The 13,567-nt window shown below is 62.1% G+C and carries 13 protein-coding genes; 10 read left to right on the forward strand and 3 right to left on the reverse strand.

Annotation, left to right across the window (positions count from 1 at the left end; genetic code table 11):
- Positions 1 to 13: 13 nt before the first annotated feature.
- Positions 14 to 340 carry a DUF1820 family protein gene (locus CXQ81_RS28965; RefSeq protein ID WP_007927079.1) on the reverse strand — a complete coding sequence of 109 codons (327 nt, stop codon included), beginning with the start codon at positions 338 to 340 and terminating at the stop codon, positions 14 to 16.
- Positions 341 to 475: 135 nt separating this feature from the next.
- Here CXQ81_RS28965 and miaB point away from each other — a divergent pair, with 135 nt between their 5' ends.
- The 5 genes from miaB (at position 476) to lnt (ending at position 5,866) form a co-directional block, all read left to right on the forward strand.
- A complete protein-coding gene (gene miaB, locus CXQ81_RS28970; protein WP_178081123.1) occupies positions 476 to 1,804 on the forward strand; it encodes a tRNA (N6-isopentenyl adenosine(37)-C2)-methylthiotransferase MiaB in 1,329 nt (442 codons plus the stop codon).
- A 178-nt stretch (positions 1,805 to 1,982) separates the two neighbouring features.
- Positions 1,983 to 3,002 (forward strand): PhoH family protein, encoded by a 1,020-nt coding sequence (locus CXQ81_RS28975; protein WP_007927082.1) that lies wholly within the window; start codon positions 1,983 to 1,985, stop codon positions 3,000 to 3,002.
- Positions 2,995 to 3,489, forward strand: coding sequence for an rRNA maturation RNase YbeY (gene ybeY, locus CXQ81_RS28980; protein WP_007927084.1), 495 nt, complete (start codon positions 2,995 to 2,997; stop codon positions 3,487 to 3,489). Before CXQ81_RS28975 ends, ybeY begins: the two co-directional genes overlap by 8 nt.
- A 5-nt stretch (positions 3,490 to 3,494) precedes the next feature.
- Complete coding sequence (locus CXQ81_RS28985) at positions 3,495 to 4,334, forward strand: HlyC/CorC family transporter (RefSeq protein WP_007927086.1); 840 nt, start codon at positions 3,495 to 3,497, stop codon at positions 4,332 to 4,334.
- A gap of 8 nt (positions 4,335 to 4,342) precedes the next feature.
- Positions 4,343 to 5,866, forward strand: coding sequence for an apolipoprotein N-acyltransferase (lnt, locus tag CXQ81_RS28990; RefSeq protein ID WP_101339216.1), 1,524 nt, complete (start codon positions 4,343 to 4,345; stop codon positions 5,864 to 5,866).
- A gap of 85 nt (positions 5,867 to 5,951) precedes the next feature.
- Here lnt and CXQ81_RS28995 read toward each other — a convergent pair whose 3' ends face one another.
- Both CXQ81_RS28995 and CXQ81_RS29000 read right to left on the reverse strand, forming a co-directional pair.
- Positions 5,952 to 6,719: a YdcF family protein gene (locus tag CXQ81_RS28995; protein ID WP_101339217.1), complete on the reverse strand. Its 768-nt coding sequence runs from the start codon at positions 6,717 to 6,719 to the stop codon at positions 5,952 to 5,954.
- 127 nt (positions 6,720 to 6,846) lie between these two features.
- The gene (locus CXQ81_RS29000; protein ID WP_009045783.1) at positions 6,847 to 7,167 is read right to left on the reverse strand and encodes a hypothetical protein; all 321 of its coding nucleotides are present in this window, start codon (positions 7,165 to 7,167) and stop codon (positions 6,847 to 6,849) included.
- A gap of 260 nt (positions 7,168 to 7,427) precedes the next feature.
- On the opposite strand from CXQ81_RS29000, the gene leuS reads away from it, so the two are divergent.
- The 5 genes from leuS (at position 7,428) to CXQ81_RS29025 (ending at position 13,504) form a co-directional block, all read left to right on the forward strand.
- Entirely contained in the window at positions 7,428 to 10,034 is a 2,607-nt protein-coding gene (gene leuS, locus CXQ81_RS29005; RefSeq protein ID WP_101339218.1) for a leucine--tRNA ligase, read from the forward strand.
- Between the two features lie 88 nt (positions 10,035 to 10,122).
- Positions 10,123 to 10,728 (forward strand): LPS assembly lipoprotein LptE, encoded by a 606-nt coding sequence (lptE, locus tag CXQ81_RS29010; RefSeq protein WP_053262795.1) that lies wholly within the window; start codon positions 10,123 to 10,125, stop codon positions 10,726 to 10,728.
- A 39-nt stretch (positions 10,729 to 10,767) separates the two neighbouring features.
- On the forward strand, positions 10,768 to 11,805 hold the full coding sequence (holA, locus tag CXQ81_RS29015; protein ID WP_101339219.1) for a DNA polymerase III subunit delta: 1,038 nt from the start codon (positions 10,768 to 10,770) through the stop codon (positions 11,803 to 11,805).
- 153 nt (positions 11,806 to 11,958) lie between these two features.
- Entirely contained in the window at positions 11,959 to 12,120 is a 162-nt protein-coding gene (gene arfA, locus CXQ81_RS29020; RefSeq protein WP_007927093.1) for an alternative ribosome rescue factor ArfA, read from the forward strand.
- Positions 12,121 to 12,181: 61 nt separating this feature from the next.
- Positions 12,182 to 13,504 carry a lytic murein transglycosylase gene (locus tag CXQ81_RS29025; protein ID WP_007927094.1) on the forward strand — a complete coding sequence of 441 codons (1,323 nt, stop codon included), beginning with the start codon at positions 12,182 to 12,184 and terminating at the stop codon, positions 13,502 to 13,504.
- Positions 13,505 to 13,567 lie beyond the last annotated feature (63 nt).

The raw sequence follows: 13,567 nt of genomic DNA on the forward strand, positions 1-13,567 counted from the left end.
TCGATACAGTCCTTTACTTCTCAGGCATCGGCATCGGAAACGGCATGACGTTGCTCACGCCACGCGCCTCGCTGATCTTCGGTGTACCCAGGCGCTCGACCTCGTCGATGCGCACGATCGAATGCATCGGCACAAAGCTGCGTACCACGCCTTCGAACTGGGCCTTGAGCTTCTCTTCGCTCGGATCGACGACCACTTGCGTGCGCTCGCCAAAGACGAACTCTTCCACCTCCAGGAAACCCCACAGATCACTTTGATAGATCTGCTTGGCGTACATTTCGAACACCTGTCCCTGGTTGAGGAAAATCACCTTGTAGATTGGAGCTTCACGTTTGGTCATGGTGGGCGGGTAACACATCGGGGGATATAAAAGAGGGCGCGAACTATAGCATAGCCACCGGACGCGCAGCGGTAGGAACCTCAGGCCATGTTCCCTATAATGCGCGGTTCTTTGAATCACGTGATGACTCCGTCCATGGCCAAGAAGCTCTACATAGAAACCCACGGTTGCCAGATGAACGAGTACGACAGCTCGCGCATGGTCGATCTGCTGGGTGAACACCAGGCCCTGGAAGTCACCGCCCGCGCCGAAGACGCGGACGTCATCCTGCTCAACACCTGCTCGATCCGCGAACGAGCCCAGGACCGGGTGTATTCCCAACTGGGTCGCTGGCGCGAGCTGAAGCAGGCCAACCCGGACATGGTCATCGCCGTCGGCGGTTGCGTGGCCAGCCAGGAAGGCGCGGCCATCCGCGATCGCGCGCCCTATGTCGACGTGGTCTTCGGCCCGCAGACCCTGCACCGCCTGCCGGAAATGATCGATGCCGCCCGCAGCAGCAAGCTGCCGCAGGTCGACGTCTCGTTCCCGGAAATCGAGAAATTCGACCACCTGCCAGAGCCACGCATCGACGGCCCGAGTGCCTATGTCTCGGTGATGGAAGGCTGCAGCAAGTACTGCACCTTCTGCGTGGTGCCCTACACCCGTGGCGAGGAAGTCAGCCGGCCGTTCGACGACGTGATCTGCGAGATCATCCACCTGGCGGAAAACGGCGTGCGCGAAGTCACCCTGCTGGGGCAGAACGTCAACGGTTACCGTGGCCAGACCCACGACGGCCGCCTGGCCGACCTCGCCGAACTGATCCGTGTGGTCGCGGCGGTCGATGGCATCGAGCGCATCCGCTATACCACCTCCCATCCGCTGGAGTTCTCCGACAGCCTGATCCAGGCCCACGCCGAAGTGCCGGAACTGGTGAAACACCTGCACTTGCCGGTGCAATCGGGTTCCGACCGGATTCTCGCGGCCATGAAGCGCAACCATACGGCGCTGGAATACAAATCCAAGCTGCGCAAACTGCGCGCCGCCGTGCCGGGCATCTGCATCAGCTCGGACTTCATCGTCGGCTTCCCCGGCGAGACCGAAAAAGACTTCGAACAGACCATGAAGCTGATCGAAGACGTCGGCTTCGACTTCTCCTACTCGTTCGTCTACAGCCAGCGCCCGGGCACCCCGGCGGCCGACCTGGCGGACGACACCCCGGAAGAGTTGAAAAAGGAACGCCTGAACGCGCTGCAACATCGGCTGAATCAGCAAGGATTCGAAATCAGCCGACAAATGGTCGGTTCGATCCAGCGCATCCTCGTCACCGACTATTCGAAGAAAGACCCGGGCGAACTGCAGGGGCGGACCGAAAACAACCGCATCGTCAATTTCCGCTGCGACAACCCGACGCTGATCGGCCAGTTTGCCGATGTGCACATCGACTCGGCCCAGCCTCACTCGCTGCGCGGATCGCTGCTGCAATAACCTCCTGCCGATGCTGGCTGACCAGCGGTAGCGGCCTCGGGCACGCCATCGCCGGGAAGCCGGCTTCCAAGGAAAATGTGGCGAAAGACATTGCTTTGTATAAGAGCTTTCGCACCCAGGCCGCTGGCGTTATCCTTGAATTCATCCCTTATTGCCGTTGGGCGGCTAAAAAACGACCTTGAACGCACCCATAGAACCACATCGTTTCATCCTCGAGCCCTTTGAGGCTCGCCGCTTCGCCAATCTGTGCGGGCAATTCGACGAGCATTTGCGCTTGATCGAGCAGCGCCTGACCATCGAGATCCGCAACCGCGGCAATCAGTTCGAACTGATCGGCGAACCCAAGCACACCACCTCCGCGGAAAACCTCCTGCGCCGCCTGTACCGGGAAACCAAGGGTACCGAGCTGTCGCCGGACATGGTTCACCTGTTCCTCCAGGAATCCGCCGTCGAAGAACTGGACAATCACCCTGTCGCCGAAGCGGCCGTGGCCCTGCGCACCAAAAAAGGCATGATTCGCCCCCGCGGCTTGAATCAGCAGCGCTACGTCAAGGAAATCCTCGGCAACGACATCAACTTCGGCATAGGCCCGGCCGGTACCGGCAAGACCTACCTGGCCGTGGCCTGTGCGGTGGACGCACTGGAGCGCGAGCAGGTACGACGCATCCTGCTGGTGCGTCCGGCGGTCGAAGCCGGTGAGAAACTCGGTTTCCTGCCGGGTGACCTGGCCCAGAAGATCGACCCGTACCTGCGCCCGTTGTATGACGCACTGTATGAAATGCTCGGCTTCGAACACGTCGCCAAGCTGATCGAACGCCAGGTCATCGAGATTGCGCCGCTGGCCTACATGCGCGGCCGTACGCTGAACAACAGTTTCATCATCCTCGACGAAAGCCAGAACACCACCGTCGAGCAGATGAAGATGTTCCTGACCCGGATCGGCTTCGGCTCCACCGCCGTGATCACGGGCGACATCACCCAGGTCGACCTGCCCAAGGGCACCAAGTCCGGCCTGGCCCATGTGATCAACGTCCTCAAGGACGTCCCGGGCATCAGCTTCACCCACTTCATGCCCAAGGACGTGGTGCGCCATCCGCTGGTGCAACGCATCGTCGAAGCCTATGAGCGCTTCGAGCAGCGCGTGGCCGACGAGTCCGCCCAGTCCGCCGCGGAAAAAGGCAATCGCCACGATGCTTGAGCTTGATCTGCAACTGGCAAGCGACAAGCCTGCTCCCAGTGAAGCCCTGTTCCGCCAATGGTGTGAGCTGGCCCTGCGCCAGCGCACCGCCGACTCGGAACTGACCATCCGCCTGGTGGACGAACCCGAAGGCCGCGAACTGAACCGCACCTGGCGGCAGAAGGACTACGCCACCAACGTCCTGTCGTTCCCCGCCGACGTGCCGGACGAACTGCTGGACATTCCATTGCTCGGCGACCTGGTGATCTGCGTCGAAGTGGTCGAGCGCGAAGCCGCCGAACAAGGCAAGGACCTCCAGGCCCACTGGGCCCATCTGGTGATTCACGGCTGCTTGCATCTATTGGGTTACGACCATATAGATGACGACGAAGCCGAAGAAATGGAAGCACTGGAACGAACGTTGCTTGCAGAACTGGGTCATCCCGACCCTTATGCGGACGACGAAACCGAAGAACATCCATCTGTAACAACCAAGGATTTAGAGTAATCGCTATGAGCGAAGACCGATCGAGCAGCGGGCAAAAGTCGTGGCTGGGTAAACTGACCCAGGCTTTTGCCCATGAGCCGAAAAACCGCCAGGAGCTGCTGGAGCTGCTGCGCGAAGCCCATCAGAACAAGTTGCTGGACAGCGAAGCGCTGGCCATCGTCGAAGGCGCCATCCAGGTCGCTGACCTGCAGGTACGGGACATCATGGTTCCGCGCTCGCAGATGATCAGCATCAAGGCGACCCAGACTCCCCGCGAATTCCTGCCGTCCGTCCTCGATTCCGCGCACTCGCGTTATCCGGTGATCGGCGAAAGCCATGACGACGTCATGGGCGTCCTGCTGGCCAAGGACCTGCTGCCGCTGATCCTCAAGGAGAACGGCGACAGCTTCAACATCAAGGACCTGCTGCGTCCGGCGACCTTCGTTCCCGAATCCAAGCGCCTGAACGTGCTGCTGCGTGAGTTCCGCGCCAACCACAATCACATGGCCATCGTCATCGACGAGTACGGCGGCGTGGCAGGCCTGGTGACCATCGAGGACGTGCTGGAGCAGATCGTCGGCGACATCGAAGACGAGCACGACGTCGAGGAAGACAGCTACATCAAGCCCCTGCCAAGCGGCGATTTCCTGATCAAGGCGTTGACGCCGATCGAGAACTTCAACGAGTTCTTCGACAGCGAGTTCTCCGACGACGAGTTCGACACCGTCGGCGGCCTGGTGATGAGCGCGTTCGGGCACCTGCCTAAACGTAACGAAATCACCGAAATCGGTGCCTATCGCTTCCGTATCCTGAATGCCGACAGCCGTCGGATTCATCTGCTGCGACTAACGCCTATCCCCCGCTAAGGATCGACATGCTGCGCTTAACCCGCCCCGGCTGGCCCGGTAACCTGCTGGCCATGGCGGCTGGCGCAATCACCACCCTGGCCCTGGCGCCGTACGACATCTGGCCGCTGGCACTGCTGGCGGTCGGCTTCTTTTATGCCGGCCTGCGCGAGCTGAGCCCGCGTCAGGCGCTGTGGCGCGGCTGGTGTTTCGGCTTCGGCCTGTTTGCCGCCGGCACCAGCTGGATCTACGTCAGCATCCATACCTACGGCGGCGCCTCGGTGCTGCTGGCCGGTTTACTGATGCTGGCCTTCATTGCCGCCATCGCCTTCTTTTTCGCCCTGCCGGCCTGGCTCTGGGCGCGTTGGCTGCGTCGCAATGAAGCCCCTCTCGCCGATGCCCTGGCCTTCGCCGCCCTTTGGGTGGGCCAGGAAGCCTTCCGCGGCTGGTTCCTGACGGGCTTCCCCTGGCTCTATTCCGGCTACAGCCAACTCGACGGCCCGCTGGCCGGCCTGGCCCCTCTGGGCGGCATGTGGCTGATCTCCTTTGCCCTGGCGCTGACCGCCGCCCTGTTCTACAACCTGCCCGGCCTGATCCGTGCCGGGCGCAAGGGGTTTATCGCCGCCGGCCTGGTGCTGCTGGTCGCCCCCTGGGTGATCGGCATCGCACTCAAGGGACATGCCTGGACCAGCCCGTCGGGCGAGCCGCTGACCGTGGCGGCGATCCAGGGCAATATCGAACAGAGCCTGAAATGGGACCCTGCGCAACTCAACTCCCAGCTGGCGCTGTACCGCGACATGAGTTTCAGTTCCAAGCGCGTGGATCTGCTGGTATGGCCGGAAACCGCGGTGCCCGTGCTCAAGGAGTCGGCCGAAGGTTATCTGAACATGATGGGCAATTTCGCCGCCGACCGGCATTCGGCGCTGATCACCGGCGTACCGATCCGCCAGGACGTGCACCATCAGAAGCGCTACTTCAATGGCATTACCGTAGTCGGCGAAGGCGATGGCGAGTACCTCAAGCAGAAGCTCGTGCCATTCGGTGAGTACGTGCCCCTGCAGGACTTGCTGCGCGGCCTGATTGCGTTCTTCGACCTGCCCATGTCGGACTTCGCCCGCGGCCCCGCCGACCAGCCTTTACTGCAAGCCAAGGGTTACCAGATCGCGCCGTTCATCTGCTACGAGGTGGTCTACCCGGAATTCGCCGCCAGCCTGTCAGCCCGCAGCGACCTGCTGCTGACCATCAGCAACGACACCTGGTTCGGCACTTCGATCGGCCCGTTGCAGCACTTGCAGATGGCCCAGATGCGAGCTTTGGAAGCCGGCCGCTGGATGATCCGCGCCACCAACAACGGGGTGACCGGCCTGATCGATCCGTTCGGCAAGATCACCGTGCAGATTCCGCAGTTCGAACGCGGAATCCTGTACGGCGAAGTGGTGCCGATGCACAACCTGACGCCTTACCTGCAGTGGCGCTCGTGGCCCCTGATCATCCTGAGCGTCCTGCTGTTCGGCTGGGCCCTGCTGGCCAGCCGGATCGCCAAGACCGTCTGACGTCATCGCGAGCCATCGAACGTCGAGCGGCTGCTCCTGCCAGGAATTTGCGATTTCTGCAGGAGCGGGCCGGCTCACGATGAATCTACTCTCCACGATAAAACAGCTTGTAGCCCACCAGCCCCACCGCCTCGTTCAACAACTGGCCGCTCTGCCAGATCGACTTGAACTCCGGCATCCAGCCACCCAGCGGCCTGGCGTTATCCACCCCGAGGAACCCCACGGGCGCCGGCACCACAGTGAATCCTGCCTGTTCGAAACTCCAGACAGCCCGCTGCATATGCCAGGCCTGGGTGACCAGCACCACACGCTTGACACCCTGCGGCTTAAGCACTTGCGCAGTGAATTGGGCGTTTTCCCAGGTCGTGCGGCTACGCCCTTCCTGCCAGCGCACCGTCACGTCGAAATCGTTCAGCAACGACTCGGCCATCAGCGCGGCTTCCGTTGGCGGCGTGCCGTAGTGCAGGCCACCGCTGGTCAGAATCGGCAACCCGGAAGCCTTGGCCAGGCGCGCCGCATAGCGCTGGCGCTCCAGGCCAACACCGGTCGGCTGGTCGGAACCCCAGGCCGGATCGCCACGTTCACGCCCCGACCCCAGCACCACAATCGCATCGGCCTGTTTGGCCAGGGTCGACCACTGGCTTTGCGTCAGCGCCGGCTCACTTTCCAGGGCACTGGCGCCCCACTCCACCATCACAGGCAGGCTCATCAACCAGAACCCGCCCAGGCCGAGAGCAAAACACACACCGGCCAGTCGCGGCCTCGAGCGGCGAAACCACCAGGCAAGCAGAAGCAGCAGCAACAGAAGACCTGGCGGCAGGAGTAGTTGTTTGACGAAATAACGAAAAGGCATCGAGCATCTCCAAAGATGCTCGAAGCCTAAGTGGGTAAAAGCAAAGCGACAACAGATACGAAACAGATTTCACGCACAAGGTACGCGGCGTTGACGCTGCGCAGATGCCCGCATGGGCTGCGCAGACTCACTTGAACTGCAGGGATCGGACCTTTACCGCATCCCGGGCGGGCACCTTGTCTTTCAACCAGATGACCTTGGCCGAATGTGGAGTCACTTCGTGCCTCAGGCATTCGAGCACGCTCAATTGCGTCTCACGCTCGCTACGATCCAAATAGGCTTTGATCACCTCGAGCTCGGCGTGACTCAGGCCCCGCAACTCCAACTCCGCAGGACGCTCATTACGCAAGCTCCCTGCTGTTTTCGCTGTATCCAAGGCCAAAGCCAGACGATCTATCAATCGTTCGTACAACTCGGGTTTTGTAACTTTTCGCTGCGACTCAACCATCCACTCACCTCATGAAAGTAAGAATCACTCCCCCTTTTTGAGCTTAGCCGCACTGCCGAAACCGGCAGGGTGCCGCGACCAACGGCCCACGGCGCGTAATCAGGGTTTCCCTCGGTAGAGCGCGGTCATGTATGCTACGGCGCTTCCTGTAACTCCACTTCCAGCTCGACTGGGTAGCGAAAACGCCATATCTGGCGTCATCACCGCCCAACGTTGCATTGAAGAGGATTAGGCCACCCCTATTCAGTTCAAAAGTAGCCATGCACGAACACTATCAGCCCCGTGAAATCGAAGCCGCCGCCCAGTCGTTCTGGGATGAGCAAAAGTCCTTTGAAGTCAGTGAACAGCCAGGCAAGGAAACTTACTACTGCCTGTCGATGTTCCCTTACCCCAGCGGCAAGCTACACATGGGGCACGTGCGTAACTACACCATCGGCGACGTGATCTCCCGCTACCAGCGCATGCAAGGCAAGAACGTACTGCAACCCATGGGTTGGGACGCCTTCGGCATGCCGGCGGAAAACGCCGCGATGAAGAACAACGTTGCACCGGCCAAGTGGACCTACGAAAACATCGCCTACATGAAGTCCCAGCTGCGCAGCCTGGGCCTGGCGGTGGACTGGTCCCGCGAGGTCACTACCTGCAAGCCGGACTACTACCGCTGGGAACAGTGGCTGTTCACTCGCCTGTTCGAAAAAGGCGTGATCTACCGCAAGAACGGCACCGTGAACTGGGACCCGGTCGACCAGACCGTCCTGGCCAACGAACAGGTGATCGACGGCCGCGGCTGGCGTTCCGGCGCGCTGATCGAAAAACGCGAAATCCCGATGTACTACTTCAAGATCACCGCCTACGCGGATGAGCTGCTGGAGAGTCTCGACGAACTGCCGGGCTGGCCCGAGCAGGTCAAGACCATGCAACGCAACTGGATCGGCAAATCCCGTGGCATGGAAGTGCAATTCCCCTACGACCAGACCTCCATCGGCGAAGCGGGCGCACTGAAAGTCTTCACCACCCGCCCTGACACCCTGATGGGCGCGACCTACGTCGCCGTGGCCGCCGAGCACCCGCTGGCCACCCTGGCGGCGCAGAACGACCCGGCGCTGCAAGCCTTTATCGCCGAGTGCAAGGGCGGCAGCGTCGCCGAAGCCGACATCGCCACTCAAGAGAAGAAAGGCCTGCCGACTTCGCTGTTCGTCGAACACCCGCTGACCGGTGAAAAACTCCCGGTATGGGTCGCCAACTATGTGCTGATGCACTACGGCGATGGCGCGGTAATGGCCGTTCCGGCACACGACGAGCGCGACTACGAATTCGCCACCAAGTACAACCTGCCGATCAAGAACGTGGTGCGCACCAGCGCTGGCGACGAAACGCCTGCGCCTTGGCAGGACGCCTACGGCGAGCACGGCGAACTGATCAACTCCTGCGAGTTCAACGGCCTGGATTTTGCCGGCGCCTTCGATGCCATCGAAGTTGCCCTGCTGAAGAAAAACCTCGGCCAATCCCGCACCCAGTTCCGCCTGCGCGACTGGGGCATCAGCCGCCAGCGCTACTGGGGCTGCCCGATCCCGATCATCCACTGCGACAGCTGTGGTGATGTACCGGTACCGGAAGACCAACTGCCGGTAGTGCTGCCGGAAGACGTGGTGCCGGACGGCGCCGGTTCGCCACTGGCGCGCATGCCCGAGTTCTACGAATGCAGCTGCCCGAAATGCGGCAAGCCTGCCAAGCGTGAAACCGACACCATGGACACCTTCGTCGAGTCCTCCTGGTACTACGCCCGCTACGCCTCGCCAAAATACGAGGGTGGCCTGGTCGACCCGGCCGCGGCCAACCACTGGCTGCCGGTGGACCAGTACATCGGCGGTATCGAACACGCGATCCTGCACCTGCTCTACGCCCGCTTCTTCCACAAGCTGATGCGCGACGAGGGCCTGGTCAGTTCCAACGAGCCGTTCAAGAACCTGCTGACGCAAGGCATGGTGGTCGCCGAGACCTACTACCGCCGCGAAGCCAACGGTGCCTACACCTGGTACAACCCGGCCGATGTCGAGCTGGAGCGTGACAGCAAGGCCAAGATCGTCGGCGCCAAGCTGATCAGCGACGGCCTGCCGGTGGAAATCGGCGGCACCGAGAAGATGGCCAAATCGAAGAACAACGGCGTCGACCCTCAGTCGATGATCGAACAGTACGGCGCGGACACCTGCCGCCTGTTCATGATGTTCGCTTCGCCGCCTGACATGAGCCTGGAATGGTCCGACTCCGGCGTCGAGGGTGCCCATCGCTTCCTCAAGCGCGTCTGGCGCCTGGCTCAGGCTCACGTAGCCCAGGGCCTGCCGGGTACACTGGAGCTGGGTTCGCTGAACGACGAACAGAAAGTCATTCGTCGTGCCATCCACCTGGCGATCAAGCAAGCCAGCCAGGACGTCGGCCAGAACCACAAGTTCAACACCGCCATCGCTCAGGTCATGACGCTGATGAACGTGCTGGAAAAAGCACCGCAAGCCACCTCGCAGGACCGTGCCCTGTTGCAGGAAGGCCTGGAAACCGTGGCCCTGCTGCTGGCGCCGATCACCCCGCACATCAGCCACGAGCTGTGGAGCCAGCTGGGTCGCAGCGGCGCCATCATCGACGCCGGCTGGCCGGTGCTGGATGAGAACGCCCTGGTTCAGGACAGCCTGCAGCTGGTCATTCAAGTGAATGGCAAGCTGCGTGGCCAGATCGAAATGCCGGCCAGCGCCAGCCGTGAAGAGATCGAAGCCGCCGCCCGGAGCAACGAGAACGTGCTGCGCTTCACCGAAGGCCTGACGATTCGTAAAGTGATCGTCGTGCCTGGCAAGCTGGTCAATATCGTCGCTAGCTAATTGGATCAGGCGTCAGCCCAAGGCTGACGCCGAATAAAACCTCCAGGGCCGCCCTGTCGGCCCACATGGTTTCAAGGGGAGCAACAAGATGATCAAACGCAACCTCCTGGTGATGGGCCTGGCCGTACTGCTGAGCGCCTGCGGCTTTCAGCTGCGCGGTACCGGCACCACCGAACTGGCGATCAAGGAACTCGACCTGAGCGCCCGTAACGCTTACGGCGAAACCGTGACCCAGCTGCGCCAGGTTCTGCAGAGCAGTGGCGTCAAGGTCTACGCCGGGGCGCCCTACAAGCTGGTGCTGACCCGCGAGCAGGAATCCCAGCGCAGCCTCAGCTACGCCGGTGCCGGTCGTTCGGCCGAATATGAAATGACCACCGTGCTGAACTACGAGATCCAGGGCCAGAACAACCTGACCCTGCTCAGCGACAAGCTGCAAGTGCAGAAGGTCTACATCCACGACGGCAACAACCTGGTGGGTTCCGACCAGGAGTCGCTGGAAGTGCGTAAGGAAATGCGTCGCGACCTGGTGCAGAACATGATGCTGCGCCTGCAACTGCTGACCCCGACCCAGCTGGATCAACTGCAGCAGACCGCGGATGCCCGCGCCAAGGCCGAAGCCGAGGCGCTGGAAGCCGCGCAGAAGGCTGAGGCGGAAACCCCGCAACAGTCGCCCATGCAGCTGCCGAACCAGTAAGTCTCGTGGGGCGCGCAAGCGCCCCGCTTGCCCTTCCTTATGAAACTCGCCCCCGCTCAACTCGGCAAACACCTGCAAGGCACGCTCGCACCGGTCTATGTCATCAGTGGCGACGACCCGTTGCTGTGCCAGGAAGCCGCCGACGCCATTCGCACCGCCGCCCGCCAGCAAGGCTTCGATGAACGCCAGGTATTCAGCGCCGACGCCAATTTCGATTGGGGAACGCTGCTGCAAGCCGGCGCGAGCATGTCGTTGTTCGCCGAAAAACGCCTGCTGGAACTGCGCCTGCCTTCGGGCAAGCCCGGCGACAAAGGCGCCGCGGCCTTCATCGAATACTGCTCACGGCCGGCCGAAGATACCCTGCTGCTAATCAGCCTGCCCAAGCTCGATGGCAGTGCGCAAAAGACCAAATGGGGCAAAGCCCTGATCGATGGCGAGCAGACCCAGTTCATCCAGGTCTGGCCGGTGGATGCCAACCAGTTGCCGCAGTGGATTCGCCAACGCCTGTCCCAGGCCGGGCTTTCCGCCAGCCAGGACGCCGTGGAACTCATTGCGGCCCGGGTAGAAGGCAATCTGCTGGCCGCGGCCCAGGAAATCGAAAAGCTCAAGCTGATGGCCGAGGGTGGCCAGATCACAGTGGAAACCGTGCAAGCGGCAGTCGCCGACAGTGCGCGCTTCGATGTTTTCGGGCTGGTGGACGCCATCCTCAATGGCGAGGCCGCGCATGCCCTGCGCATGCTCGAAGGCCTGCGCGGCGAAGGTGTCGAGCCGCCGGTGATTCTCTGGGCACTGTCCCGGGAATTGCGGGCGCTGGCCAATATGTCGCTGCAGTACAGCCAGGGCACTCCGCTGGACAAAGTATTCAGCCAGGCCCGTCCGCCCGTCTGGGACAAACGCAAGCCGCTGATGAGCAAGGCCCTGCAGCGCTATTCCGCGCCGCGCTGGGCGCAATTGCTGCTCGACGCCCAGCGTATCGATGCGCAGATCAAGGGGCAGGCCGCCGGTTCGCCCTGGAGCAGCCTGAGCCGCCTGTCGCTGTTGATGGCCGGGCAACGTCTGCCTCTCCCAGCCGAGTGACCCCAACGTCTTGCAGAAGCAAGGCTCGTTCCTACAGGGAATGGGGGGAACCCGTAAGGTTTGCTGAAAAACCCTACGCATCACAGGGCTGGACAGCAGGGTCAAGCTGGCCGATCATCTGCCGCGCAAACCCACCTCAAGCGAGAACCGAAAATGAGCAAGCCATCCAAGCATGGCCCCAACAAGGCCAAATCCATCATCGCCCAGCCACTGTTCCGCAGCCGTCAGGAACGACCCGCCAAGGGCAAAGGCAGCTACCGCCGCGAAGCCTTCCAGTCTAAAAGCTGGGAGGCTTCTTACTTTCTGGCTGCATAAAGCGGAGAACCCCGCCGGCGTGATAAGGTCTGTATCTGATTCGTATTCTCTGGACCTGTGCATGCCCTTTTGTCTTTCCCGTCGTTGGCACCTGCGCCAACTGATCGCTGCCTCCAGCCTTGCCCTGCTCGTCGCCTGCGCGGAAAAACCCACCGCCGCAGATGCCCAGCCACTCCAAAGCATTCAAGCCGCCCCTCTCGCCGCGCCTGCAACCGTCGCTCCGCTGGCCGTCGACAACCTGGACATCCAGCCAACCCAGACCTTTGCCCAATGGCAGGCAGGCTTCCGTGTCGAAGCCCTGAACGCCGGGATCCGCGCCGATCTTTTCGACCGTGCATTCGCCGGCATCACCCCGGACATGGGCGTGATCAAGGCCGACCGCAGCCAGCCGGAATTCACCCGGCCGGTGTGGGAATACCTGGACGGTGCCCTGTCGCCGCTGCGCGTGCGCAAGGGCCAGGCACTGCTCAATCAGTACGCCGACATCCTGCAGCAGATCGAACAGCGTTATGGCGTCGATCGCCAGGCCCTGGTGGCGGTCTGGGGTATGGAAAGCAACTTCGGTGAGTTCCAGGGCAACAAATCGGTCATCCGTTCCCTCGCGACCCTGGCCTACGAAGGTCGCCGTCCGGCCTTTGCCAACAGCCAGCTGCTGGCCGCCCTGCAGATTCTCCAGCACGGCGACATCCAGCCCGAGAAGATGCTCGGCTCCTGGGCCGGCGCGATGGGGCAGACCCAGTTCATCCCGACCACCTACAACACCCATGCCGTGGACTTCGACGGCGATGGCCGCCGCGACATCTGGAACAGCCCGGCCGACGCCCTGGCCTCGACCGCGCACTATCTGCAAAGCTCCGGCTGGCAGAAGGGCCAGCCATGGGGTTTCGAAGTGCAGCTGGCGAACGGCTTCGACTATGCGCTGGCGGATGGCGCGATCCGCAAACCGGTAGCCGAATGGCTGCGCCTGGGCATGCAGCTGCCCAACGGCGCCAGCGTTCCGGCCGGCGCCGAGCAGCTTTCGGCAGCCTTGCTGTTGCCGGCGGGTTATCGCGGTCCGGCGTTCCTGATCCTCGACAACTTCCGCGCCGTTCTGAAGTACAACAACTCCTCGTCCTATGCCCTGGCGGTGAACCTGCTGTCACAACGCTTCAACGGTTCAGGCCTGATCAACGGCGTCTGGCCGAAGGACGACATGCCCCTCAGCCGCTCCGAGCGCATCGAGCTGCAGAGCCTGCTCAGTGCCAACAATTACGATGCCGGCAACCCGGATGGCATTATCGGCGCCAATACCCGCAAGGCGATTCGCAGCGCCCAACAATCGCTGGGCTGGCCCGCCGACGGCTATCCGACCCACAAGCTGCTGGAGAGCCTGCGCTCGCGTTGAGCCAGGCCTGTGCGCCGAATCGTAGGGACGCCATAGTTGAGCAAGCTCGCTCCGACAAGGGCA

This window comes from Pseudomonas sp. 09C 129, assembly GCF_002843625.1.
In the GTDB taxonomy this organism is placed as follows: Bacteria; Pseudomonadota; Gammaproteobacteria; order Pseudomonadales; family Pseudomonadaceae; genus Aquipseudomonas; species Aquipseudomonas chlororaphis.